Annotated in this window: 22 protein-coding genes; 9 read left to right on the top strand and 13 right to left on the bottom strand. The window is 71.3% G+C overall.

Annotated elements, in window-relative coordinates:
* Window positions 1–46 precede the first annotated feature (46 nt).
* Window positions 47–622: a helix-turn-helix domain-containing protein gene (locus tag AB0B33_RS04215; protein WP_360766641.1), complete on the top strand. Its 576-nt coding sequence runs from the start codon at window positions 47–49 to the stop codon at window positions 620–622.
* On the opposite strand, the gene AB0B33_RS04210 is transcribed toward AB0B33_RS04215, so the two are convergent.
* Complete coding sequence (locus AB0B33_RS04210) at window positions 584–1,255, bottom strand: ferritin-like domain-containing protein (protein WP_360766638.1); 672 nt, start codon at window positions 1,253–1,255, stop codon at window positions 584–586. The two genes, AB0B33_RS04215 and AB0B33_RS04210, sit on opposite strands and share 39 nt — an antisense overlap.
* A gap of 61 nt (window positions 1,256–1,316) precedes the next feature.
* Here AB0B33_RS04210 and AB0B33_RS04205 point away from each other — a divergent pair, with 61 nt between their 5' ends.
* Entirely contained in the window at window positions 1,317–1,625 is a 309-nt protein-coding gene (locus AB0B33_RS04205) for a type VII secretion target (protein WP_360766635.1), read from the top strand.
* 7 nt (window positions 1,626–1,632) lie between these two features.
* The gene (locus tag AB0B33_RS04200; RefSeq protein ID WP_360766632.1) at window positions 1,633–2,790 is read left to right on the top strand and encodes a hypothetical protein; all 1,158 of its coding nucleotides are present in this window, start codon (window positions 1,633–1,635) and stop codon (window positions 2,788–2,790) included.
* Here AB0B33_RS04200 and AB0B33_RS04195 read toward each other — a convergent pair.
* The 4 genes from AB0B33_RS04195 to AB0B33_RS04180 all read right to left on the bottom strand — a co-directional run bounded on the left by AB0B33_RS04195 (window position 2,759) and on the right by AB0B33_RS04180 (window position 7,696).
* Window positions 2,759–3,292, bottom strand: coding sequence for a hypothetical protein (locus tag AB0B33_RS04195; RefSeq protein WP_360766629.1), 534 nt, complete (start codon window positions 3,290–3,292; stop codon window positions 2,759–2,761). The genes AB0B33_RS04200 and AB0B33_RS04195 overlap by 32 nt on opposite strands.
* An 88-nt stretch (window positions 3,293–3,380) precedes the next feature.
* A complete protein-coding gene (locus AB0B33_RS04190) occupies window positions 3,381–6,197 on the bottom strand; it encodes a vitamin B12-dependent ribonucleotide reductase (protein ID WP_360766626.1) in 2,817 nt (938 codons plus the stop codon).
* Window positions 6,198–6,229: 32 nt separating this feature from the next.
* Window positions 6,230–6,724, bottom strand: coding sequence for a transcriptional regulator NrdR (gene nrdR, locus AB0B33_RS04185; protein WP_086676168.1), 495 nt, complete (start codon window positions 6,722–6,724; stop codon window positions 6,230–6,232).
* A 513-nt stretch (window positions 6,725–7,237) separates the two neighbouring features.
* Entirely contained in the window at window positions 7,238–7,696 is a 459-nt protein-coding gene (locus AB0B33_RS04180) for a LysM peptidoglycan-binding domain-containing protein (protein ID WP_360766624.1), read from the bottom strand.
* A gap of 362 nt (window positions 7,697–8,058) precedes the next feature.
* Here AB0B33_RS04180 and lexA point away from each other — a divergent pair, with 362 nt between their 5' ends.
* Window positions 8,059–8,718 carry a transcriptional repressor LexA gene (gene lexA / locus AB0B33_RS04175; RefSeq protein ID WP_169735242.1) on the top strand — a complete coding sequence of 220 codons (660 nt, stop codon included), beginning with the start codon at window positions 8,059–8,061 and terminating at the stop codon, window positions 8,716–8,718.
* Between the two features lie 77 nt (window positions 8,719–8,795).
* Here lexA and AB0B33_RS04170 read toward each other — a convergent pair whose 3' ends face one another.
* The 3 genes from AB0B33_RS04170 to AB0B33_RS04160 are packed head-to-tail and all read right to left on the bottom strand — an operon-like array spanning window position 8,796 to window position 11,860.
* The gene (locus tag AB0B33_RS04170) at window positions 8,796–9,812 is read right to left on the bottom strand and encodes an esterase-like activity of phytase family protein (RefSeq protein ID WP_360766620.1); all 1,017 of its coding nucleotides are present in this window, start codon (window positions 9,810–9,812) and stop codon (window positions 8,796–8,798) included.
* Window positions 9,813–9,865: 53 nt separating this feature from the next.
* Window positions 9,866–11,314 (bottom strand): GTPase HflX, encoded by a 1,449-nt coding sequence (gene hflX, locus AB0B33_RS04165; protein WP_360766617.1) that lies wholly within the window; start codon window positions 11,312–11,314, stop codon window positions 9,866–9,868.
* 42 nt (window positions 11,315–11,356) lie between these two features.
* Window positions 11,357–11,860, bottom strand: coding sequence for a winged helix-turn-helix domain-containing protein (locus AB0B33_RS04160; protein ID WP_247012228.1), 504 nt, complete (start codon window positions 11,858–11,860; stop codon window positions 11,357–11,359).
* 62 nt (window positions 11,861–11,922) lie between these two features.
* Between AB0B33_RS04160 and AB0B33_RS04155 the strand changes: the two genes are divergently transcribed.
* A complete protein-coding gene (locus tag AB0B33_RS04155) occupies window positions 11,923–13,176 on the top strand; it encodes an MFS transporter (protein WP_360766614.1) in 1,254 nt (417 codons plus the stop codon).
* 9 nt (window positions 13,177–13,185) lie between these two features.
* Window positions 13,186–15,696, top strand: a complete 2,511-nt coding sequence (gene valS / locus AB0B33_RS04150; RefSeq protein ID WP_360766611.1) for a valine--tRNA ligase — start codon at window positions 13,186–13,188, stop codon at window positions 15,694–15,696.
* Window positions 15,697–15,711: 15 nt separating this feature from the next.
* On the opposite strand, the gene dapF is transcribed toward valS, so the two are convergent.
* Window positions 15,712–16,539 carry a diaminopimelate epimerase gene (gene dapF, locus AB0B33_RS04145; protein ID WP_360766608.1) on the bottom strand — a complete coding sequence of 276 codons (828 nt, stop codon included), beginning with the start codon at window positions 16,537–16,539 and terminating at the stop codon, window positions 15,712–15,714.
* 10 nt (window positions 16,540–16,549) lie between these two features.
* Window positions 16,550–17,461, bottom strand: coding sequence for a tRNA (adenosine(37)-N6)-dimethylallyltransferase MiaA (gene miaA, locus AB0B33_RS04140; RefSeq protein ID WP_360766605.1), 912 nt, complete (start codon window positions 17,459–17,461; stop codon window positions 16,550–16,552).
* Between the two features lie 219 nt (window positions 17,462–17,680).
* Between miaA and AB0B33_RS04135 the strand changes: the two genes are divergently transcribed.
* Window positions 17,681–18,994: a DUF349 domain-containing protein gene (locus AB0B33_RS04135; protein ID WP_360766602.1), complete on the top strand. Its 1,314-nt coding sequence runs from the start codon at window positions 17,681–17,683 to the stop codon at window positions 18,992–18,994.
* A gap of 335 nt (window positions 18,995–19,329) precedes the next feature.
* Entirely contained in the window at window positions 19,330–19,758 is a 429-nt protein-coding gene (locus tag AB0B33_RS04130; RefSeq protein WP_360766599.1) for a hypothetical protein, read from the top strand.
* On the opposite strand, the gene AB0B33_RS04125 is transcribed toward AB0B33_RS04130, so the two are convergent.
* The 3 genes from AB0B33_RS04125 to AB0B33_RS04115 form a co-directional block, all read right to left on the bottom strand.
* On the bottom strand, window positions 19,755–20,228 hold the full coding sequence (locus tag AB0B33_RS04125) for a hypothetical protein (RefSeq protein ID WP_360766596.1): 474 nt from the start codon (window positions 20,226–20,228) through the stop codon (window positions 19,755–19,757). The genes AB0B33_RS04130 and AB0B33_RS04125 overlap by 4 nt on opposite strands.
* Window positions 20,225–21,718: a tRNA (N6-isopentenyl adenosine(37)-C2)-methylthiotransferase MiaB gene (gene miaB / locus AB0B33_RS04120; protein WP_360766593.1), complete on the bottom strand. Its 1,494-nt coding sequence runs from the start codon at window positions 21,716–21,718 to the stop codon at window positions 20,225–20,227. Before miaB ends, AB0B33_RS04125 begins: the two co-directional genes overlap by 4 nt.
* 109 nt (window positions 21,719–21,827) lie before the next feature.
* Window positions 21,828–22,160, bottom strand: coding sequence for a hypothetical protein (locus AB0B33_RS04115; RefSeq protein WP_360766589.1), 333 nt, complete (start codon window positions 22,158–22,160; stop codon window positions 21,828–21,830).
* Window positions 22,161–22,330: 170 nt separating this feature from the next.
* Between AB0B33_RS04115 and AB0B33_RS04110 the strand changes: the two genes are divergently transcribed.
* Window positions 22,331–23,800, top strand: coding sequence for a hypothetical protein (locus AB0B33_RS04110; protein WP_360766586.1), 1,470 nt, complete (start codon window positions 22,331–22,333; stop codon window positions 23,798–23,800).
* The last annotated feature ends 8 nt before the right edge of the window (window positions 23,801–23,808 follow it).

Genomic DNA, 23,808 nt, shown 5'->3' with positions numbered 1-23,808 from the left:
CCGCTCAACTGGACACCCCGTCCGGTTATTCCCTAGGCTCGCGGACATGCCCGAACGCGCCGACGCGGCCCGCAACCGCGCCAAGATCCTGGCCGCGGCCGAGCAGCTGTTCACCGCCCGCGGCGCGGCCGAGGTGACGATGGAGGACATCGCCCGCGCGGCCGGCGTCGGCCGCGGAACGCTGTACCGCCGCTACCCGGACCGCGCGTCGATCGCGGTGGCGCTGCTGGACGAGCACGAGCGCCGCCTGCAGGAGTCCCTGCTGCGCGGCGAGCCCCCGCTGGGCCCGGGCGCTCCCCCACCCGCGCGGCTGGCGGCGTTCTACGAGGCGATGGTGGGGTTGCTGGAGCGGCACGCGCACCTGGTGCTGGGCGCGGAGGTCGGCCACTCGCGGTTCACGACGGGCGCGTACGGGTTCTGGCGCACGCACGTACGGGTCCTGGCGGAGGCGGCGGGGGTCGCCGATCCGGAGGTGCTGGCGGACGTCCTCCTGGCGCCGCTGGCACCGGAACTGTTCCTGCACCAGACGTCGCGAGGCGTGTCGCCGACGCGGATCACAGCGGCGCTGCGGAAGCTGGCCGGGTTACTGGAGCCTCGCGAGGGCGGCGTCGAAGGCGGCTAGGACGTCGACGGTGAACTCCCGCCGCCCGACGCCGAGCTGCCGCAAGGCGCGGCCGTGGTCGGCCGCGACGGTGATCGTGACGCCGAGCAGCAGGACCCGCCAGGCCCCGAACACGAGGGCACGCACGGCTTTCGGGAACTCGCCGCGCAGCCGGTGGCAGTGGAAGGGCACGTGCCGCTCTTCGTCGGCGAGGATCCGGGCGGCGACTTCGGTGAGGAGCGGAGCGCCGCCGCCGTCACGCAGGGCGCGGTAGTACCGCAGCGCGACGACTTCGGCGATGAGCAGCACCATGAGTTCCAGCCGCAGCCCGAGCGCGCGCCGCAACCGGACGAACACAGTGTCGGACCAGTGCGCCCCGATGGTCGGCACCCCGGCGGCGGCCAGCAGCTCGGCGAGCATCCGCGCGTGGTTCTGCTCCTCGGCGACGAAGAGCTTCACGGCGGCGAGGTAGTCGCCGCTGCCGGCTTTCGCGATGAGGTTGGCCCCGTCGCCGGCTTCGCCGACCTGGAACCGCTGGATGCTCTTCGCGACGTCGGGATGCAGGCGCGCACCCCGCGCCCAGTGCGGATCTTCGCGCTGTTCACGGCGTTCGGCTTCGATTTCGAAGTCCTGGAGCCACTGTGCGTAAGTCATCGCGTCGATGATGCCGCGCGCGTAAACTGCTCGGCATTCGACTTACGAGGTGGGGGCTCCGATGTCGATCGAAGACGGCTACACGGTCGAACCGGCCGCGCTGGGGGAAATCGCCGCCGCCGCGGGGCGGGTCGCGCATGACACCGCGCAAGCGGGTGACGCCGTCGCGGACGCTTCCCCGCTGAGACTGCCCGAGGGGGACTGGGCGGTCGGCGACGAAGTCCGCGCGATGATCGCGCCCTGGGAAGGCTCCTTGCACGCGCTCGCCGAGAACATCCGCGATCTCGGCCGGAACATCGACAAAGCGTCGAAACTCTACGCCGGCGCGGAAAAGACGCACAGCGAGAAGCTGCGAGCGATCTTGGGCTAGGGGGGCCATGCGAGCGGATTACCGGGCACTCAAGGATTTCCCGATCGGCCGGCTCAACCAGTGCGCGGAAGGCTGGCGCTCGCTCGCCGACGCCCTGAGCGGCCAGGTCGCCGACTTCGACCGGACGGTGGTGCGGCCCGTCGACGATCCGGCGTGGCGGGGCAGCGGAGGCGACGCCGCGCGCGCCGCCGTGCACCAGGCCGGCGACCGCCTGGGTGCCACGCAGAAGTACGTCGACGCCAACGCCGTGCTGCTCGAGGCGGCACACCACGGGATCTGGCAGGCGGGGCTCCCCGAGCCGGAGATGTGGGCGACCGTGCACGACGACGGCGGCGTTTCGTTCGACCACGAGCCGGACCTGTTCCCGTGGGACCGCCCGCCGATCGTGCGGATGATGAACGCACAGGGCACCGTCCACAAGCTGCTCCACCTGGCCGACGTCGTCGACCGGAAGACGGCGTCGCTGCTGTGGCACCCGCCGTCGCCTTCGGTGGAGCGCATCCCGTCGGTCGCCGACGCGGACGAGCACCTGCGGCAGGCCAAGATCGCCGCGCAGGAGGTCGTCGACGAGGCCAACCGCTTCCAGCCGGTCGAGGAGGCCCACACCGACACGGCCGAGCAGCCGCGGGGCGACCTGACCGCCACGAAGGACGACGAAGGCCTGCGGGTCGTGCTGGCCGACGCCGCCGGGATCCTGAGCGTCACGGGCCGGCCGCACGGCGGCGACCACCTCCGCCACTGGCTGCGGAGCTCCGGGGCCACGAAGTACGTCAGCCCGGCGGAAATCCGTCGCGATCTCCCGCTGTTCGAAGCGATCGTCCAGAACGCCCTGCGCTCGGCGCCGGACGAGGGCTACTTCGACACCGGCTGGCAGAACACCGACGTCCAGGACGACGGCAGCGGCGCCACGCAGAGCGAAGACTGGTGGTACGCGATGAACGACTTCCGCTACCGCGTCCTGGGCCGCGCGACCCGGGCCGACGGACGGCGGCGCACGCACTACACGATCGGGGTGCTCAAGCCGTACGTCTTCGGGCCGCCCCGCGGGCCGATCAAGGTCCCGTACGTGGACATCGAGTTCGACCAAGCGGAGATCGAGCGCTTGCACCACGTCGGGCTGGCGCGCAACTTCATCATCCAGGGCCTGTCCCACGGAGTGGAGTAGCCGGCACGCCGATCAGCACCGCCGGGGTCCAGAAGAAGACCTTCGGGTCGCCGAGGCCGGACGCCGTGAGCCAGCGGGCCGCCTCGACGGCGGCGGCTTCATCCTCGATCAGGCCGTCGCGGGCACGAATGCCGGTGGCGCGGCGGACGTCGTCGATCAGACCGCCGAGGCAGCCCCAGGAGTGGCAGAGACCGCAGTCGAAGCCCACCGGCTCGAAGCCCAGCAGCTTTCCGTCGCCGAGGTGGTGCGGCGGTTCGGCGCTGGCCAGGCGGTCCGGCAGGCCGCCCGCGCCGGCGGCCGCGAACTCCGCGAGCAGCACCGGTACGTCCTTCGCCGGGAAGCCGATCTCGTAGACCGCGTGGCCGGTGCGAGCGGCCGCGGCGGCGTCGGGGAACCAGTCGTCCCAGTCCGGCTCGGCGGGGACCAGGTCGGCCAGGCAGGCGCTCACCGAGACGGTGCTCGATCGGGGAAGCGCCGCGTAGCCGGCCAGGACATACTCCACCCGTCCAGTATTCGCGCGGGGTCAACGCGTTTGCCCGCCGGGCCGAGCCGGGTGACGGGACGCGCGTGCGTCCCGCCACCCGGCGCCGTCAGCTACAACCCGAAGTCGCGCCGCAGCCCTCGCAGGCGTAGCACGAGCCTGCCGGGCGCATCTTCGTTCCGCACGTCATGCACAGCGGGGCGTCCGCGGCCTTGCCGAGGCGGAGCTCCATCAGCTCCGTCGTCGTCTGGGCTTCGCGGTGGGGGTGGTCCGTTTCCTCCGCGTGCGGCTCCGGCGAGGAGTCCACTGTGGACTGCAGGGCCTCGAGGTCGACGTTCGACGGCGTGCCGTAGTTCGCCTCGACCTCCGCCGAACGCTCGTCCGCCGACAGGATGCCCAGCTGCGTGCGCTTTTCGTGCGGCAGGTAGTCCAGGGCCAGGCGGCGGAAGAGGTAGTCCATCACACTCGTCGCGATGCGGATGTCCGGGTCGTCGGTCATGCCGGCCGGCTCGAAGCGCAGGTTCGAAAACTTCGAGACGTAGAACTCGAGCGGGATGCCGTGCTGGAGGCCGACCGAAATGGACATCGAGAACGCGTCCATCACGCCCGCCAGGGTCGAACCCTGCTTGCCCAGTTTGACGAAGATCTCGCCGAGGCCGTCGTCCGGGTACGAACCCGCCGTCAGGTAGCCCTCGGCGCCGCCGACCGTGAACGACACCGTCTGGCTCGGGCGCTTCTTCGGCAGGCGCTTGCGGACCGGGCGGTACTCGACGACCTTCTCCGGCTCCGCCACGGCCTTGTCCTTCTTGGCCGTCGACAGCGGCTGGCCGACCTTGCAGTTGTCGCGGTAGATCGCGAGGGCCTTGAGGCCGAGCTTCCAGCCCTGGAAGTAGATCTCCTCGACCTCTTCGACCGTCGCCGACTCCGGCATGTTGACCGTCTTCGAGATGGCGCCCGACAGGAACGGCTGCACCGCGGCCATCATCCGGACGTGGCCCATCGGCGCGATCGAGCGCTCGCCGACCGCGCAGTCGAACACCTCGTAGTGCTCGGGACGCAGGCCCGGCGCGTCGACGACGTGGCCGTTCTGCGCGACGAACTCGACGATCGCCTCGACCTGCTCGGCCTGGTAACCCAGCGCTTCGAGCGCGCGCGGCACCGTCTGGTTGACGATCTGCATCGAGCCGCCGCCGACGAGCTTCTTGAACTTGACCAGCGAGAAGTCCGGCTCGATGCCGGTCGTGTCGCAGTCCATCATGAAGCCGATGGTGCCGGTGGGCGCGAGCACGGACGCCTGCGCGTTGCGCCAGCCGTGCTTCGTGCCGATGTCGATGCCCTTCTTCCACTCCTGCGTCGCCAGCGCGCGGACCGCGGCGTCGTTCGAGTGGTAGGTGCGGACGAGCTCGTTCGCCGCCGCGTGCTTGCGCATCACGCGCTGGTGCGATTCGGCGTTGCGCGCGTAGCCCTCGTACGCGCCGACCGCCTGGGCCATTTCGGCCGAGCGGCGGTAGGAAACACCCGTCATCAGCGACGTGATCGACGCCGCGAGCGCGCGGCCGCCGTCGGAGTCGTACGCGTGGCCCAGCGCCATCAGCAGCGCGCCGAGGTTCGCGTAGCCGATGCCGAGCTGGCGGAACTTCCGCGTGGTGTCGGCGATCGGCTCGGTCGGGAAGTCCGCGAAGCAGATCGAGACGTCCATCGCGGTGATGACGAACTCGACCGCGCGGGCGAACAGCGGCGCGTCGAACGTGCCTTCGGGCGTGACGAACTTGAGCAGGTTCAGCGACGCGAGGTTGCAGCTCGAGTTGTCGAGGTGCATGTACTCGCTGCACGGGTTCGACGCGGTGATCCGGCCGGACTCCGGGCAGGTGTGCCAGTCGTTGATCGTGCCGTCGTACTGGATGCCGGGGTCGGCGCACTCCCACGCGGCCTGCGCGACGCCGCGGAACAGCTTCTTCGCGTCGGTCCGGTCGATCACCTCGCCGGTGAGCCGGGCGCGCAGGCCGAAGTCGGTGCCGTTCTCGACCGCCTGCATGAACTCGTCGGACACGCGAACCGAGTTGTTCGCGTTCTGGTACTGTACCGAGGAGATGTCCGCGCCGGAGAGGTCCATGTCGAACCCGGCGTCGCGGAGGACCTTGATCTTCTCCTCTTCGCGGGCCTTCGTCCGGACGAACTCTTCGATGTCCGGGTGGTCGATGTCGAGCACGACCATCTTCGCCGCGCGCCGGGTGGCGCCGCCGGACTTGATGGTGCCCGCGGACGCGTCGGCGCCGCGCATGAACGAGACCGGGCCCGACGCGGTGCCGCCGGAGGTGAGCAGTTCCTTCGAGGACCGGATGCGGGAGAGGTTCAGGCCCGCGCCGGAGCCGCCCTTGAAGATCAGGCCTTCTTCGCGGTACCAGTTGAGGATCGACTCCATCGTGTCGTCGACGGCGAGGATGAAACAGGCGCTGACCTGCTGCTTCGACGCCGTGCCGACGTTGAACCAGACCGGGGAGTTGAAGCTGAAGACCTGGTGCAGCAGCATCCAGGTGAGCTCGTGCTCGAAGATTTCGAGGTCCTGCGGCGAGGTGAAGTAGCCGTGGTCGAGCGCGGCCTTGACGTAGGTCTTCACGACCCGGTCGATCAGCTGCTTGAGGCTGCGCTCGCGCTGCGGGCTGCCGACGGCGCCGCGGAAGTACTTGCTGGTGACGATGTTGGTGGCGTTGACCGACCAGAAGTCGGGGAACTCCACGCCGCGCTGCTCGAAGTTGACCGAGCCGTCGCGCCAGTTCGTCATCACGACGTCGCGCTGTTCCCAGGTCACCTGGTCGTAGGGGTGCTGCCCTTCGGTGGTGAAGACGCGCTTCACGCTCAGCCCGCCGGCTGCCTTGCTCTTCTTGCCGGCGGCCGCGCCGGTCCCGGTTCCCACGGTTTCGGTCATCGGTCGAACCCTCACTCCCGCAGCGGGACGGCTCAATCGCCGTCTTCGCGCTGATCGCTCTCCTCCGGAGCAGCAGAACCCGCCATGGCCTCACGCAGATCGGCGATCTCCTTCTCGAAGTCCTCGACGGACGAGAAGGAGCGGTAGACGCTGGCGAACCGGAGGTAGGCGACCCCGTCGAGCTCACGCAGCGGGCCCAGGATGGCCAGGCCGACCTCGTGACTCGGGATCTCCGCCAGACCGGCGGAGCGGATCGACTCCTCCACGCGCTGCGCGAGCTGCTGCAGCGCGTCGTCGTCGACCGGCCTGCCCTGGCAGGCGCGGCGGACGCCGCTCACCACCTTGTCCCGGCTGAACTGTTCGGTGACCCCGGACCGCTTGACGACGGCGAGCACCATCGTCTCCGACGTCGTGAACCGCCGTCCGCACGACGCGCACGAGCGCCGCCTGCGGATCGCCTGGCCTTCATCCACCTCTCGGGAGTCGACGACCCGGGAGTCCGCATGCCGGCAGAACGGGCACCTCATCCGCCGATCACCTTCCCCTCATCGCCGCCCGCCCCGGTCGACGTCCCCCGGCCACCACGCGTGGCCGTGCCGCGACCGCCCGGTACCCCTGCACCTGGTGATCGACTTGTGGACATCCGGTGGGTGAAAGACGGCCAGCTGTGGACAACTGCTGCCCAGTCTACCCCAACCTGTGGACCAACTACAGCGGTGTAACTACTACATATAGCGGGCGACAGTAGAACTCGGCGCGAGCTCGCGCAAGCTGCAACGGCGTGTCGGACCCGGCCGGGTGAGACCTCCCGCGGGAGGGGGTGCGAACGCCGTCCCGGCGGCTCCTGTCGCGAATGGACCGGAGCGGCCCGAGCCGGTTTCGCCGACGCGGCAAGCCGTCGCGGCGGCACTCCGTCGGACCGGCTGGTGATTTCACCGGGCCGAGTGAATCTTGGCCGGCGCCGTCGAACGTGCCCACCCAGGCCGGTAACGCCGTTTCGCGGCGAGCCGGACTCGGCATCCCCGGAGAAGGGAGGCGGCTCAGGGTGCGTCGGCGACCGGGACCGTGAGGGGCAGCCCGGGCACGAGGACGGCTTGGTCCAGGCGGTTGAGCTCCTTGATCCGGGCGACGACGGCACCCGGCTCGCTCTCCGGCGCGAAGCGCGCGGCCAGCGAAGACAGCGTGTCGCCCTGCTCGACCGACACCGTCGCGGTCCGCGCGGGCACCGGAGCACCCGGGGTGCCGCCGCCCAGCAGGCCGAGACCGGCGACCACCAGGCAGCTCGCGGCGCCGAGCGCGGCGAGCCACGGCCACCGCACCGGCACCCGGCGGGGCGCCGCGCAGGGCGAGCCGGCCGGGCGGCGGCCCGCCACGACCCGGGCGCGGGTCGGCGGGCGCTGCACTTCGCCGCGGCGGCCGCGCAGCACGTGCACGGGGCGGGGCTGCGCCGGGACCGGAGTCGCCGGGCGCATCGGCCCGCGTTCGGCCAGAATGGACATCCGAACCTCCTCGAAACCCTGGTGTCCGCCTGTTTCCGCGGGCCGGGGCCGGTCGGCGGATCAAGGTCGAACAGGCGTTCTATCGAACGCCCGTGCGAAGGTCTACCACCTACCACCGACAAAATCGAGCGGACACGGCGTGTCGATCGAACAGATGTTTGAAATCGCCGTGCCCGGGGGCTAACGTCGGTGACCAGGGCATCTGCCGGGCAGGTGCCGCCCGGCGAGGCTGCCCGCACCCGGCGGGCGGCGGCCGGCGCGCAGATACGTGCAGCGAACGTCTGGGAGGCGACGCAGTGGCGAAGGAGAACAAGGCGGGCAGGACCAGTGGGTCCCCCGGTGGCTCGGGCAAGGTGCACGCCATGCCCGAGGTGTACGACGTGGACGAGACCCTCACCGTCCGCCAGCAGCAGGTCCTCGACGTGATCCGCTCGTGGGTGAGCCGCTTCGGCTACCCGCCGAGCGTCCGTGAAATCGGTGAAGCGGTCGGGCTGACGTCGACGTCGTCGGTCTCCCACCAGCTGCGCGCCCTGCAGCGCAAGGGTTACCTGCGCCGGGACGCGAACCGCCCGCGCGCGGTCGGGGTGCTCTCGGCGACCGACGACAACCCCATGGGCATCGAGATGGACCAGCAGCCGGTCATGCCGAAGGCGGCGTACGTGCCGCTGGTCGGCCGGATCGCCGCCGGTGGCCCGGTGCTGGCCGAGCAGGCCATCGAGGACGTCTTCCCGCTGCCGCGGGAGATCGTCGGCGAGGGCGAGCTGTTCCTGCTCAAGGTCACGGGCGACTCGATGATCGACGCGGCCATCACCGACGGCGACTGGGTCGTGGTCCGGCAGCAGCCGGACGCGGACAACGGCGAGATCGTCGCGGCGATGATCGACGGCGAGGCCACGGTCAAGACGTTCAAGCGCAAGAACGGCCACATCTGGCTGATGCCGCACAACGAGGCGTACGAGCCGATCCCCGGCGACGACGCGACGGTGCTCGGCAAGGTCGTGGCCGTGCTCCGCAGGCTTTGAAAAAGGTGCTCCCGGGCTTTCGCACGGCCCGGGAGGTTCACCGGATCGGATGATCTTCGGCCGTGGGGAGCCGGAGGTCAGCGGCGAGAACGGCGACGCAGTCTGCTGAAGCCGAACCAGCCGACACCGACCACCGCCAGCGTGATCCCGGCAGCGGGCAGGACGGGGAGCCCGGCCCCGTCCCCCGAGCCGGACGAAGCGCCGGCGCCGGTCGAGGTCGTCCCCTCCGCCGGTGCGCCGGACTGCGCGGCCAGAGCCGCCGCGCCCCGCACCGTGCGGAGGGGCTGACCCACCCCTTCGCTACCGGAGATCAACGTGCCGTCGGGGTCGAACGCGATCGCTTCGCCCTGCTTCTCCCCCGGCAACGGGATCCGGACGGGGTTGCGCTGCAACGCGGCCAGGAGGTCGTCGTCCGGAACCGGGTAGACGTAGGCGTCGGTGTACGTCCGCAGCGCGACGACACTGCCGTCCGCCATCGAAGCGGCGCCGGTGACCAGTACCGAACCGATCGACCCGACCGGCCCGCCCTGGGTGTCCGTCGTCTCGATCTTCAGCGAGCCGACCTTCTCCAGGTTCGTCGGGCCCGGGCTGGCCAGCGGCCCGGAAGGCCGGTAGACGCGGGCCTCGCCCAGGACGTCCTTGGTGATCAGGTACGGCGTCCCCGACTTGTCCATCAGCAGCGCTTCGGTGTCGTGCTGGCCGTCGGGGTAGGTGAGGCGGTGCAGCGTGACCTTGCCGGCCGGGCTCATTTCCAGCAGGGCGACCGTCAGCCGCCCCTTCAGGTTGTCGCCGGTGTCCGACAGCCACAGCGTCCCGTCGGGCGTGCGGGCCAGGTCCTCGACGTCGAACGGGTCGGTCTTGTCGCTGAGGACCTTCTGCACCTTGCAGTCGCGCCCGAGCACGAACACCTGGGCCTTGGTGCCGCCGTCGTTGATCGCGTAGAGCTTCGAGCCGTCGGAAACCAGGCCGGACAGCTCGCCGATCCGCGAGTCCTTCATCGTGCACAGCGGCTCCGGAGCCGGAGCCGCCCAAGCCGGGACGGGCCCGCTCAGCAAAGCCAGCGAAACCGCCGCGAAAGCGACCACCCAGCGCACCCAGCCACCTCCGTAGTGTGCGACCCCAGTGGATCGCACACTACGGAGACGTCTCAGGCCCTGGTCGAGTTGGTCTCGAACTCGCGCAAAGCCGCGGCGAGGTCCGGGCGGACCCGCACCAGCAGGCGCGTGCCGTCCTCGGCGTGTTCCTCTTCGAGGACTTCGCCGTCCGCGTGCGCCCGCGCGACCAGCTCGCCGCGCGTGTAGGGCACGAGGACCTCGACGGTGACCTCCGGCCGCGGCAGGCGGTCGGCGAGCACTTCGACGAGCTCCGGGATCCCCGCCCCGGTCCGCGCCGAGACCTGGACCGAGCCGGCCAGCGCGTGCCGCAGCCGGGCGAGGCTGACCTCGTCGGACGCGTCGATCTTGTTGATCACCAGCAGCTCCGGCGGGAGCGGCTCCTTGCGCTTGCGGGTGATCTCGCCGAGCACCTCGCGCACGGCGCTGACCTGCTCCTCCGGTGCCGGGTCGGCCCCGTCCACCACGTGCAGCAGCAGGTCCGCGTCCGCGGCCTCCTCCAGCGTCGAGCGGAACGCGTCGACCAGCTGGTGCGGCAGGTGCCGCACGAACCCGACGGTGTCGGTCAGCGTGTAGCCGCGCCCGTCCGTGGTCTGCGCGCGCCGCGTGGTCGGGTCGAGGGTGGCGAACAGCGCGTCCTCCACCAGCACCCCGGCCCCGGTCAGCGCGTTGAGCAGGCTCGACTTGCCGGCGTTGGTGTAGCCGACGATCGCCACGCTGGGCACCTCGTTGGCCAGCCGCCGCCCGCGCTTGGTCTCGCGGATGGTGTCCATCGCGGCGATCTCGCGGCGCAGCTTCGCCACGCGCTTGTTGATCCGCCGCCGGTCGGTCTCGAGCTTGGTCTCACCGGGACCGCGCAGGCCCACGCCGCCGTTCGCGCCACCGGCGCGGCCACCGGCCTGCCGGGACAGCGACGCACCCCACCCGCGCAGCCGCGGGATCAGGTACTGCAGCTGGGCCAGCTCGACCTGCGCCTTGCCCTCCTTGGACCGGGCGTGCTGGGCGAAGATGTCGAGGATCAGGGCGGTCCGGTCGATGACCTTGACCTTGACCTTCTCCTCGAGCTGCCGCAGCTGGCCCGGCGAGAGCTCGCCGTCGCAGATCACGGTGTCGGCGCCGGTGGAGCCGACGATGTCCCGCAGCTCCTTGACCTTGCCCGAGCCGATGTAGGTGGCCGGGTCCGGTTTCGGCCGCCGCTGGATGAGGCCTTCGAGGACCTCCGAGCCCGCCGTCTCGGCCAGGCGCGCCAGCTCGGCCAGCGACGCCTCGGACTGCAGGGCCGTGCCCTCGGTCCACACGCCGACCAGCACGACGCGTTCGAGCCGCAGTTGCCGGTACTCGACCTCGGTGACGTCCTCGAGCTCCGTGGACAGTCCCCTGACCCGGCGCAGCGACGCCCGGTCCTCGAGCTCCATCTCACCCGTCGACGGGTCGCCGTCGTACAGGTCGTCGTCGTGGTCTTCGGTGTGTGTCAGATCTGTCATCGTGCCTCCATGTTCCCACGTTTCGCCGCGGGAACCGAACTTTTACGTGCTGGGATAGGTGGCGAGGTAGACCGCGGTGCGCTCGGCGCCGGGACGGCGGGGGCGCGCGCGGAACTCCTCGAGCAGGGCGTTGAGCCGGGTTTCCAGCTCCGCCCGCTCCTCGGGGGCCACCTGGACGACCAGGCGCGTCTGGTGCACGCCCTCGAATCCGGTGTCGGCGATCTCGGCCAGATAGGCCTCGAGTACCGCCTGCTCCACGTCCTTGTCACCGCATGAGTCGAGTGTCCACGAAAGGCCCGTCGAAAGATACGGGATTTCCCGGGCGCCGCGGGTCCCGCGGCGCGGGGGCTGCGCGGCGAGGAAGCCGGTGTCGACGAGCCTGCGCACGTGGTGCAGCGTCGTCGCCGGGTCCCGGCCCAGCCGCTGCGCCAGCTCCTTGTTCGTCAGCGCCTCCGAGAAGGTCAACCGGATGATGCGCAGCCGTATTCCGGAGGCCAGCGCGGCGGCCTCGGCTTCGGTGGCGGTACGTCGTTTCTCGGGTGGCACCGGCACAGCCTAGAGCGAACAGTGATTGACACTTTCCAATCACTCGCGGCACACTCGTCGCCATGCGCAGGGGGTCACTGTTCTTCCACGCCGATTTCCGGCGGCTCTGGGCCGGCGACACGGCCAGCCAGTTCGGCACCGCGGTCGGCTACACGGCGGTTCCGTTGCTCGCGGCGGTGACGCTGGCCGCGACACCGTTCGAGATGGGCCTGCTCACCGCGGCCGAGACGGTCGCGTTCCTGCTGATCGGGCTGCCCGCCGGGGTCTGGGTGGACCGGCTGCGCCGCCGCCGGGTCATGCTCACGGCCGACTTCGTCCGCTTCGCGCTGCTGCTGAGCGTGCCGCTGGCCTGGTGGGCGGGCGTGCTGACGCTCGCGCAGCTGGTCGTCGTCATGCTGTTCGTCGGCGTGGCGACGGTGTTCTTCGACGTCGCCTACCAGTCGTACCTGCCCTCACTCGTGGGGCGGGAGCACCTCCTCGAAGGCAACGCGAAGCTGCAGGCGGTCCAGTCGGTCGCGCAGGTCGCCGGGCCGAGCGGCGCGGGCGTGCTGGTCCAGCTGATCAGCGCGGCCGGCACGGTGCTCGTCACCGCCTTCGGCTACCTGACGTCGGCGCTGTGCCTGCTGCGGATCCGCGCGGCCGAGCCGGCGCCGGAACCCACCGGGCACACGCGCCTGGGGCAGCAGATCGCGGAAGGGCTGCGGTTCGTCTTCTCCGACAAGCCGTTGCGGTCGAGCGTGGCGTGCACGGCGACGGCGAACCTCTTCGGCGGCGCGTTCGTGGCGGTCCAGGTGCTGTTCTTCACGCGTACCGTCGGGCTGTCCCCCGTGCTGGTCGGCGTGATGCTCGCCGTCGGCGGCGCGGGCGGCATCCTCGGGGCGGTCTTCTCCGGCGCGCTGACCCGCCGGATCGGGCACGCCCGCACGATCTGGCTGGTCCCGCTGCTGTCCTGGCCCGCGCACCTGCTGCTCCCCTGGACCGGCGCGGACTGGCGGCTCGTGCTCGCCGCGTTCGGCGAGGTCGTCTACGGGTTCGGGGTGATCGTCTACAACGTCGCCCAGGTTTCCTACCGCCAGGCGATCTGCCCGGACCGGCTGATGGGCCGGATGAACGCGAGCGTCCGGTTCCTCGTCTGGGGCACGCTGCCGCTCGGCGGTCTGCTGGGCGGCGCGCTCGGCGAAGGGCTCGGGCTGCGCGGGGCGATCTGGGTCGCGGCGGCCGGGGAGGCGGCCGCCGCGCTGTGGGTCGTCTGCTCGCCGCTGCGGACGATGCGCGACCTGCCGACCGCGGCGAAAAGCGGTTCTCCGGCCGCCTAGAGTTGCTTCATGAGCAACCCACACGAGCGCCCGCGAGTCCCGGACAAGGTCGGTGTCGACGGTCTGGAGGCCAAGTGGGTACCCGTATGGGAGTCCACCGGCGCCTACCGCTTCGACCGCACGAAGACCCGCGAAGAGGTCTACTCGATCGACACTCCCCCGCCGACGGTCAGCGGGTCGCTGCACATCGGGCACGTCTTTTCCTACACCCACACCGACGTGCTGGCGCGGTTCAAGCGGATGCGCGGGCTCGAGGTGTTCTACCCGATGGGGTGGGACGACAACGGCCTGCCGACCGAACGCCGGGTGCAGAACCACTTCGGCGTCCGCTGCGAGCCGTCGCTGCCCTACGACCCGGACTTCCGGCCGCCGGAGAAGCCGGGCAAGAACGTCGTGGCCGTGTCGCGGCGGAACTTCGTCGAGCTGTGCGAAACGCTGACCGAGACCGACGAGAAGGTGTTCGAGCAGCTGTGGCGGCAGCTCGGGCTGTCGGTCGACTGGACGATGACCTACCAGACGATCGGGCACGACTCGCGGCTGATCTCGCAGCGCGCGTTCCTGCGCAACCTCGAGCGCGGCGAGGCCTACCAGGCCGAAGCGCCGACGCTCTGGGACGTGTCGTTCCGCACCGCCGTCGCGCAGGCCGAGCTGGAGGACCGCGAACGCCCGGGCGCCTTCCACGACCTCGCGTTCGACGGACCGGACGGCGACGTCGTGATCGCGACGACCCGGCCGGAGCTGCTGCCCGCGTGCGTCGCGCTGGTGGCGCACCCGGACGACGAGCGGTTCAAGCCGCTGTTCGGGAAGTCCGTGCGGACGCCGGTGTTCGGCGTCGAGGTGCCCGTGGTGGCGCACCACCTCGCGGATCCCGGGAAGGGCCGTGGCATCGCGATGGTGTGCACGTTCGGCGACACCACGGACGTCACGTGGTGGCGCGAGCTGCGGCTGGCGACGCGGGTGGTGCTGGGCCGCGACGGCCGGTTCCTGCCCGACGCGCCCGCCGGCGTGCCCGCGGAGGCGTACGCGCCGCTGGTCGGCAAGACCGTCCACACGGGACGCGAGATCCTGGTCGGCCTGCTGCGCGAAGCCGGCGCCCTGCGCGGTGAGCCGCGGCCGATCACGCATGCGGTGAAGTTCTACGAAAAGGGCGACAAGCCGCTGGAAATCGTCGCGAGCCGGCAGTGGTACCTGCGCAACGGCGGCAACGACCCGGCGTTCCGGGAGAAGATGCTGGCCCGGGGCGAGGAACTGAACTGGGTGCCGAAGCACATGCGCGTCCGGTACTCGTCGTGGGTGGAGAACCTCGCCGGCGACTGGCTGGTCAGCCGCCAGCGGTTCTTCGGCGTGCCGATCCCGCTGTGGTACCGGCTCGACGCGCACGGCGAACCGGACTACGACGCCCGCCTGCTGCCCGAAGACCTGCCGGTCGACCCGAGCAGCGACGTCCCACCGGGCTTCACCGCCGAACAACGCGGCGTGCCCGGCGGGTTCGTCGCCGACGCCGACGTGATGGACACGTGGGCGACGTCGTCGCTGACGCCGCAGATCGTCGGCCGGTGGACCCTCGACGACGACTTGTTCGCCCGGGTGTTCCCGATGGACCTGCGGCCGCAGGCGCACGAGATCATCCGCACCTGGCTGTTTTCGACGGCGGTGCGCGCGGAGCTCGAGCACGGCGTGCTGCCGTGGCGGGAGACGTCGATCGCGGGCTGGGTGCTCGACCCCGACCGCAAGAAGATGTCGAAGTCCATCGGCAACGTGATCACGCCGGTGGACCTGCTGGAGCGCTTCGGCTCCGACGCGGTCCGCTACTGGGCGGCGAGCGCGCGCCCGGGCGTCGACACGGCGGTGGACGAAGGGCAGATGAAGGTCGGCCGCCGCCTGGCGACGAAGCTGCTCAACGCGAGCCGGTTCGTGCTGGGCCTGGGCGTGCCGTCCGCTTCCGCGGTGGTGGGGGAACCCCTCGACCGGGCGCTGCTGGCGTCGCTGGACGCCGTCGTGTCCTCGGCGACCGCGGCGTTGGAGGCGCTGGACTACGCGCGGGCGCTGCAGGTGACGGAGACGTTCTTCTGGACGTTCTGCGACGACTACGTCGAGCTGGTGAAGGGCCGCGCGTACGGCGACCTCGGCCCGGCGGCGGCTTCGTCGGCGCAGGCGGCGCTGGTGACGGCGTTGTCGGCGGTGCTGCGGCTGTTCGCGCCGTTCCTGCCGTTCGCGACCGAAGAAGTCTGGTCGTGGTGGCAGGAGGGCTCGGTGCACCGGGCCGGGTGGCCCACGGCGTCGTCGTCCGGCGGCGACCCGGAGCTGCTTTCCCTGGCCGGCGCGGTGATCGCGGCGGTCCGGCGGGCGAAGACGGACGCGAAGGTGTCGATGCGGACCGCCGTCGAGACGCTGACGGTCACCGGCCCGGCCGAGCTGCTGGCGCGGTTCGCGGACATCCAGGCGGACATCCGCGTCGCGGGCGCGATCGCTTCGGTGGAGACGCGCGAAGGCGAGTTCGCGGTGGAAGCGAAGATCTGAGGCGAGGGGCCGCCGTCACGAACCGGCGGCGGCCCACCAGCCTTCGTCGATCTCGCCGCGGGCCACGATCTCCGCCGGGCCCGACAACGTCGACGCGCCCCGCGACACCGTGACCTCCACCCGGCCGCCCGGGATGTCCACAGTGGACGAGCCGGTGTCCGTGCCCGCCAGGTGGAACGCGGCCGCCACCGCGGCGACCGTGCCGGTGCCGCACGCCCGGGTCTCCCCCACCCCGCGTTCGTGGACGCGCATCCGCAGCGCGCCCTCGCCGAGGCGGTTGACGAACTCGAGGTTCACGCCGTGCGGGAAGCCGTCGTGGTCGAAGTCGGGCTGGTCGCGCAGGTCGAGGCCGGCGACGTCGTCGTCGAGCACCGACACCAGGTGCGGGTTGCCGACGTTCACCGCGACGCCCGAGAACGGGCGGCCGGCCACCACCGTGACCGACGTGCCGGTGATCGTCGCCGGGCCCATCTGCACCGTCACCGACCGGTCCGGGTGCACCACCAGCGGGCGGTCGCCCCCACGGGTGCCGATGACGAACTCGCCCTCGGTCGCCAGGCCCGCTTCGACGAGGTAGCGGGCGAACACGCGCGTGCCGTTGCCGCACATCTCCGCGATCGACCCGTCGGCGTTGCGGTAGTCCATGAACCACTCGCCCGCGGACGGCTCGTCGAGCGCGGCTGCGCGGACGACGCGCAGCACGCCGTCGGCCCCGAGGCCGCGGCGGCGGTCGCACAGCGCGGCGACCCTGGCCGCGGTCAGCTCGAGGCGGCCCGCCGGATCGGGGAGCAGCACGAAGTCGTTCTGCGTGCCGTGCCCCTTGAGGAACTCGATTCCGCCCATAGGGGCAAGATTACCGGCCCAGGGTATCCAGGACGCGCGCGGCCAGCCCCGGATCGGCGCCGCCGAACCAGTGGATCCGCTGGTCGCGCCGGAACCAGGAACGTTGCTTCCGGACGAAGCGCCGCGTCGCCTGCGCGGTCGCCGCGGCGGCCGCTTCGAAGTCGCCGCCGCCGTCCAGCTCGGCGAGCACCTGCTGGTAGCCGAGCGCCCGCGACGCCGTCTTGCCTTCGCGCAATCCCCGCTTCTCGAGTTCGCGCACCTCGTCGACGAGCCCGGCCGCGAACATGCGCCGGACGCGTTCGTCGACGCGCTCGTCGAGCTCCGCGGGCTCCCGGTCGACGCCGACCACGACCGTGCCGTAGCGGGCGGGCCCGGGCTTGGGGAGGTTCGCCGAGAACGGCTCGCCGGTGATCTCGATGACTTCGAGGGCACGCACGATCCGCCGGGTGTTCGTCGGCAGGATCGCCGCCGCCGCGACCGGATCGCGTTCACCCAGCCGGGTGTACAACGCGGGCGTGCCGAGCTGGACGGCCTCCTCGTCCAGCCGGGCCCGGACCGCCGGGTCGGTGCCGGGGAACCGCAGGTCGTCGAGCACCGCCTGGACGTACAGGCCGGACCCGCCGGTCAGCACCGGCACCCGGCCGGCGGCCAGGAGCCGCTCGATCTCGGCGCGCGCGTGGCGCTGGTAGGCCGCGACCGACGCCGTCTCGGTCACGTCCAGCACGTCGAGCAGGTGGTGCGGCACGCCGCGGCGCTCGGCTTCGGTGGCTTTCGCGGTACCGATGTCCATGCCGCGGTAGAGCTGCAACGCGTCGGCGTTGACGACTTCGCCGCCGAGTTCGAGGGCCAGCTCCACGGCCAGCGCGGTCTTGCCGGTGGCTGTCGGCCCGACCACGGCGACCGGGGCGACGAGGCTGTTCACGGCGGCTGACGATACCGGCGGGCCGACACGGAGCGTCCACCGGAAGTAGGATCACGAGCTTCGAGTGGCTCATCCAGTACCACGGTGCGCGCTGAGCTGCTTGAATGCCGCGTGGGGGCCGTAGCATCCGAGCACGGCCCGTGACGACCGCATTACCCGGCCCCGCTTCCGCGGCGGGGCGCCCGCGCCAGCGGGCGTACAGGCGATAAGGAGCCTGCGATGGCCCAGGAGAACACTTCCACCGGTACCCCGGCCCCGCACCCGGTGCCGCACGCGCTGCACGCCGGGCACGCCGCCCCGCCCGTGCCGCCCGCCGAGCCCACCCCGTCCACCTGGGGCCGGATCGACAAAGAGGGAACCGTCTACGTCATCACCGCCGAGGGCGAACGCGCGGTCGGCGTCTGGCAGGCCGGCAGCCCCGACGAGGGTCTCGTGCACTACGCCCGCCGCTTCGACGACCTGCGCACCGAGGTCGAGCTGCTGGAGACGCGGCTGGCCTCCGGGGCCGGCGACCCGAAGCACGCGCTGTCGAGCGCCACCCAGATCCGGGACGGGCTGGCCGAGTCCGCCGTGGTGGGTGACCTGGCCGCGCTCGCCGCACGCCTCGAGTACGTCATCGCGCACGCCGAGAAGGCACTGGCCAGCGCGAAGGCGGAACGTGAAGAGGCCCGTGCCGCCGCGGTCGCGCGCAAGCAGGAGCTGGCCGAGGAGGCCGAGAAGATCGCCGCCGACTCCACCCAGTGGAAGGCGGCGGGCGACCGGCTGCGCTCGATCCTGGACGAGTGGAAGACGGTCAAGGGCGTCGACCGGAAGACCGACGACGAGCTGTGGAAGCGGTTCTCGAAGGCCCGGGAGGGGTTCAACCGCCGTCGCGGGTCGCACTTCGCGGAGCTCGACAAGCAGCGCGCGTCGGCCAAGCAGCGCAAGGAAGAGCTCATCGCCGAGGCCGAGGCCATCAGCGAGTCCGAGGACTGGGGCGACACCGCGGGCCGCTACAAGGACCTGATGACCGAGTGGAAGGCCGCCGGCCGGGCCCCGAAGGACAGCGACGAGGCGCTGTGGCAGCGCTTCCGCGCGGCGCAGGACAAGTTCTTCGCCCGCCGCTCCGCGGTGTTCTCCGAGCGCGACGCCGAGTTCACCCAGAACGCGGCCCGCAAGGAAGAACTCCTGATCGAGGCCGAGAAGATCGACGCGGCGGCCAACCTGGAGGCGGCGAAGGGCGCGCTGCGCAAGATCCAGGAGCAGTGGGACGAGATCGGCAAGGTCCCGCGCGAACGCATCCGCGAGCTCGACGGCCGGCTGAAGGCGGTCCAGGACGCGGTGAAGTCGGCGGAGGACAACCGCTGGCGCCGCACGGACCCCGAGGCCCAGGCCCGCGCGGCGCAGTTCCGCGAGCGCGTCGAGCAGTTCGAATCGCAGGCCGCCAAGGCCCGCGCGGCGGGCGACGAGCGCCGGGCGAAGAAGGCCGACGAGCAGGCCGCGCAGTGGCGCGAGTGGCTGGAAGCCGCGGAGGCGGCGGTCGCGGACCGCTGAGGCCGGGTTCGTGAAGGCCGCCTTGCGGAACTCGGGTTTCCGCAAGGCGGCCTCTCGAACTTGGGGTCAGCCGCGGTGGGACCGGATCGCTGCCGCTCGCGGTTCCCAGCGCCCGCGCAAGGCCTGGTCGAGCGCGGCCGTCTCGGGTGGCTGGCTCAGCAGCGGTCTTCGAAGCGAGTTCGGACCGCCGCAGAGCAGGCGCCGACCGCCGCGGCCTGGGTTCCGTGGGCTTTTCGGCAAGCGGACGGTTAACGCGTCACCCGAAGCGGTGTGACGGGCTGCACGGCCGGGGGTCACCGGGCGCTTTCCCGGCCCCGCGGTGCTGCACTTCGATCATGAGCAAGCCATCGAACTTCGTGTCCGCACTGGTCGTCGCCTGCACCGTCGCGCTCGCCGCCCCGGCCGTCGCGCTGGCGGCCGCCGGGCCCGTGCCCGCCGCGGTGCAGGGGAAGAAGCACAAGGCCAAGGTCGAGGCCCAGGCCGACAAGAAGAGCGTCAAGGTCGGCGAGACGGCGAAGATCAAGGGCTCGTTCGCCGACCTCGGCGGGCAGGAGAGCATCGCCGGCGGTGAGCCGGTGATCGTCCAGCAGCTGCAGGCCGGCGTCTGGGTCGACCTCAGCACCGGCACCTGCCGGCCGAACGGGAACTTCGTGTTCAGCCTGAGCTTCAGCGTCCGCGCCAGCCTGACGCTGCGCGTCTACCACCCGGAAACCGAGCTCTACGTCAGCGCGGTCTCCAGCGTGATCGGCCTCGTGGTGCGCTAGGAGCGCGAGAACGCCGTGCGCATCCACTGCACGGCGAGGCAGATCATCGCGATCCAGGCGATGATCAGGCCGAAGCCGGGTCCGCCGCCCGCGGCGCCGCTGGCGTGCGACGACTGCTGCGACCAGATGGCCAGCAGCCCGTCCACCGAAGCGAACCAGCCGCCGGCGGCGCACACCCAGGCCAGCCACCAGCGGCGCGTCACCAGCGCCAGCGCGGACGCGAGGATGCCGACGCCGGTCGACGTCGCCGCGAACAGCTGCGGGATGCCGCCGCCCTCGCCGGCCAGCACCTGCCAGCCCGCGTGGTCGCCGACCCACGGCAGGATCAGGCAGATCAGCAGCACGAACGAGAACACGGCGATGGTGAACCCGCGCCGGCCCAGCTCCACCGTCCGGGACGCGTTCACGCCCGCTTCGTCGATCTCGGCGGCCAGTTCGGCCAGGTCACCGTTGCCCTGGGGCTCGGTCACAGCGCACACCCACTCACCGGTTCGGGCTGGGCCGCCGGAGCTCCGAAGCCCGGCAGGCCCAGCGTGACACCGCTCGTCTTCGGCCGCAGCCCGGCCTCCGCGTTGTCGCCGGCGCGCGTTCGCCGGTGGGACAGCAGATCGCCGTCGGCGACCAGGTGGTGCGGCGCGCCGTAGGTGACGACCGCCTCGACGACGTCACCCGGCCGCACCGCGCGGTCGACGTGGTCACCGGCCGGCGTGAAGTGCACGAGCCGCCCGTCGCGGGCGCGCCCGCTCATCCGGTGCGTCTCGGCGTCCTTGCGCCCCTCGCCCGCGGCGACGAGCAGCTCGACCCGGCGGCCGACGATCTTCTTGTTCTCTTCCCAGGAGATCGCGTTCTGCAGCTCGACCAGCCGCTCGTAGCGCTCCTGGACGACGGCCTTGGGCAGCTGGTCCGGCATCGTCGCGGCCGGCGTGCCGGGGCGGATCGAGTACTGGAAGGTGAAGGCGCTGGAGAACCGTGCCTGCTCGACGACGTCCAGCGTCGCCTGGAAGTCCGCTTCGGTCTCCCCGGGGAAGCCGACGATGATGTCGGTGGTGATCGCGGCGTCCGGCATGGCCGCGCGGACCTCGTCGAGGATCTTCAGGAAGCGCGCCGAGCGGTAGGACCGCTTCATCTCGCGCAGGACCCGGTCCGACCCGGACTGCAGCGGCATGTGCAGCTGGTGGCAGACGTTCGGGGTCTCGGCCATGGCGTCGATCACGTCCGAGGTGAACGCGGCCGGGTGCGGCGAGGTGAACCGCACGCGCTCGAGCCCGCCGATCCCCCCGGCGGCGCGCAGCAGCTTCCCGAAGGCGAGCCGGTCGCCGAACTCGACACCGTAGGAGTTGACGTTCTGCCCGAGCAGCGTGACTTCGAGCACGCCTTCGGCAACGAGCGCCTCGACCTCGGCGAGGATCTCGCCGGGCCGCCGGTCGCGCTCCTTCCCGCGCAGGGCCGGGACGATGCAGAAGGTGCAGGTGTTGTTGCACCCGACCGAAACGGACACCCAGCTCGCGTATGACGACTCGCGGCGCGCGGGCAGCGTGGAGGGGAAGGTCTCGAGCGATTCGAGGATCTCGACCTCGGCCTCGGCGTTGTGCCGGGCGCGTTCGAGCAGGGTCGGCAGCGACCCGATGTTGTGCGTCCCGAAGACGACGTCCACCCAGGGAGCGCGCTTGACGATCTCCCCACGGTCCTTCTGCGCGAGACACCCCCCGACGGCGATCTGCAGGTCGGGGTTGGCGACCTTGTCGGGACGCAGGTGCCCGAGGGTGCCGTAGAGCTTGTTGTCCGCGTTCTCCCGGACGGCGCAGGTGTTGAACACGATGAGGTCGGGCTTGCCCCCGTGGTCGACGGGGACGTACCCGGCGTCTTCGAGCTGGCCGGCGAGCCGCTCGGAGTCGTGCACGTTCATCTGGCAGCCGAAGGTGCGGATCTGGTACGCCCTGGGTGCCTGTGTCTCGGTCATCGGCTTCCAGGGTAGACCCGCCCCCACCTGCGCCTCGGCGTCCCCTCCCCGGGTCGGGCACGCGGGCCGGGTGCGGTGGGCCCGGGCCGGGCCGGGCCCACCGGTGGCGTCAGCAGTGCCCGACCGCCGGCTGCTGGGAAACGACGCCGGAGCTGAGGTAACCCACCTGCGAGTAGTAGGTGGCCTTGAACCAGCGGTTCGACCCGAAGCCGTTGTCCCCGCCGTCGAGCCAGCAGTTGATGTCCACCCACTGGTTGTAGATCGTCACCTTGATGCCGGCGCCGAGGTTCGGGTCCTGCCGCAGGTTGCCCTGGGTCACGTACCCGCGGGCCGCCTGGACCGAGTCTCCGCGCGCCGGTGCCGCCGACGCGGTCGCCACGCCACCCACGGCAGCCGTCGCCGCGATCGCCGTCACGGCCAGTGCTCTGGTCACGATGTTCATCGTTCCTCCTCGTATTCCACGGTCGAGGATTCACGCTAGAACGGAAAACCGGCGAAACGGGCTTCGTTGCGGACATCAATCGCCGTGCAACGCGACATCAGGCAATTCCGTGGACACTTCTTGTCCCATTATTGTCTACGCGGCCGCGACGAACACCGTGCTACCAAGTAATGGTGGTCTCTTTCGGGCAAAGCGAGAGCAACCGCCGGCTGGGCTGGTTGTTGCGCACCAGCCGTGGGTCGCTCGGCCTGCGGGAGTTCGCGGCCACGCTCGGTGGCGGAATCGCGCCGAGCACCCTGAGCCGCTGGGAGCGGGGAAGCGCCGGCATCGGCCATTTCGCCGTCCGCGGCTACGCGAACGCCTTGGACCGACCGGAATTGGTGACGATCGCCGACAACATGGCCCGCTACTACGGAAACCGGCTGGGGCCGGGGCCGGCTCTCGCGCGCCCGCCGCTCGACCCCGCATCGGTGTCCACCCGGCTCGACCGGCTGATCGAGCGGGCGACCGGCGACGACCTGTTTTCCGGGCGGGACTGGGACGCACTGACCGATCTCCTGTCCCGGGGCCTCGTGGTGGTGAGTCCCCGTTCGACGTGGGCGCGGCTGGCGGAACGGCTGCTCGCGGAGATGGCCATCGCCGACGGGGCGCACTGGCTGTGGCGTGCGGAAGCACTGCACCGCCTCCTGGCCCACCCGGTCGGCGGGGAGATCGCCGTGGCCACCGCGGCGGCCGCGGCAGCCGATCGGGCGACCCAGAGCCTCATCGGCACGATCTCCGTTCTCGACGCCACTTCGTCCGGTCCCGCGGCCTCGGTCGTCATGCGGCAGCTGACGAACCCGACTTCACACCGGTCCTTCTCGGGCGCGCTGCTGTCCTGCCACCGCAAGGTCCGGCTGGGGCACTTCACCCGTGGCCAGCTCGTGCACATCGGCGGTGTCCTGGCCGAGCTGCGCGACCAGCCGCTCGCCGCGGCGATCGCCGCCTGCCTGCCCGCGCAGCTGCGCAAGCGGTTCGGCCTGATCACGAAGACCGACCGGGACGGTGCCCGCGACCACCGGACCTTGATCGAGACGGTCACCGCTTCCGTCGGCGGCACCGTCCACCCGGCCGACCAGGACGTGCTGAACGACCTTTTGGCCGAAGCCCTCGCTGCCGACGTCTTCGACGAACGCATGCACGCGCTGTTCCTCCTCCACGCCGGCCCCTGCCGGGTGCCGATCGCGCGGGAATTGGGGCGCATCATGGCCGGGCGCCATCGCGAGCCGGAGTCGGCGATCGTGGCGGAAGCCCTGCGCAAGCTGGGTGGCCGGCGCGAACGTGCCCTTGTCGAACAACTGGTGCTCGCCGCCGGGACCCGAGCGGACGTACGCGAGGCGGCGGCGTTCGCCCTCGGTCACATCGGCGGGGAAAGCGACGAGAACTTCTGGCGCGCCGCACTCGCGATCACCCGCCGGTGGCGGCCGGGCAGCACCACGACGTCCACGATCGACCGCCTCGTCTACGCCGCCGGCCGCACCGAAAAGAGGAACTTCCTCCACTGGGTCCTGGCCACCGCGGACCTGCCGCGAGTCGCGCGCGTCTCGGCACGCTGGTGGCTGGAGATACCGTCGCACATCCGGCTCAGTGTCACGGTCTGATCCGGGAG

Source organism: Amycolatopsis sp. NPDC049159, assembly GCF_040648295.1.
Taxonomy (GTDB): Bacteria; Actinomycetota; Actinomycetes; order Mycobacteriales; family Pseudonocardiaceae; genus Amycolatopsis; species Amycolatopsis pretoriensis_A.
Note: the sequence above shows the minus strand (reverse complement) of the source record. Positions and strands in the feature narration are given on the sequence as shown.